An 892-nucleotide genomic window follows, 5' to 3' on the forward strand; every position below is an offset into this window, starting at 1 on the left:
GACTTCGGGTCCTCAACGGGATGTGTCGGCCTGGGCCGGGAGGCGCTCTTTTGCACTCACTGGACGTGGCGTAGTGACCTCATAGGAGCCTGGCCAGAGGCCCCATCACTGTCTTGTCCAACGCCCGGCTAGTGCGTGCCGCCCTGCCCGGACGATGTGAACAGGACGGCCATGCCCACCATTACACCCCATGAGGTCGAGGTCACCGGCGGCGTCGACACCCATAAAGACACCCACACCGCGGCCGCCATCGATTCAGCGGGCCGGATGCTGGGATCGGCTCAGTTCCCCGCCACCGCCGCCGGGTATGCGGCGTTGCTGACCTGGCTGCAGGCGTTCGGGCACCTGGTGCTCGTTGGTATCGAGGGGACCGGCGTCTACGGGGCTGGTCTGGCCCGCTATCTGTCCGGACAAGGCATCGCGATGGTCGAGATCGATCGTCCCGACCGCAAGGCCCGGCGCTGGCAAGGCAAGTCCGACCCCGTCGATGCCGAGGCCGCCGCCCGCACCGCACTCGCCGCGCACCGCACCGGAACCCCCAAACAACGTGACGGCAAGGTCGAGGCCTTGCGGAACCTGCGGGTGGCCCGCCGCAGCGCCATCGCCGCACGCGCCGACGCACAACGGCAGATCAAGGCTTTGATCATCACCGCCCCGGACCAGCTACGCGCCCGGCTGCGCGGCCTGAAGAACCGGGAACTGGTCGAGGTCTGCGCCACCACCCGCCCCGACCCGGCGAATGCCCAGGACCCGGCCACCGCCGCCACCCTCGCCCTGCGAGCCCTGGCCCGCCGCCACCAGCAACTCTCAGGGGAGATCAACGACCTGGACGCCCTCATCGAACCCCTGGTAGCCGCGATTAACCCCACACTGCTGGAACTGAACGGCGTCG

1 protein-coding gene is annotated in these 892 nt (G+C 68.8%); it reads left to right on the top strand.

Going from position 1 to position 892, the window contains the following annotated elements; translation table 11 throughout:
- Window positions 1-171: 171 nt before the first annotated feature.
- A partial coding sequence (locus tag ABEA10_RS50770; RefSeq protein ID WP_345475916.1) for an IS110 family transposase occupies window positions 172-892 on the top strand: 721 nt, incomplete at its 3' end.

It is taken from the genome of Actinoallomurus oryzae (assembly GCF_039541955.1).
GTDB classification, from domain to species: domain Bacteria; phylum Actinomycetota; class Actinomycetes; order Streptosporangiales; family Streptosporangiaceae; genus Actinoallomurus; species Actinoallomurus oryzae.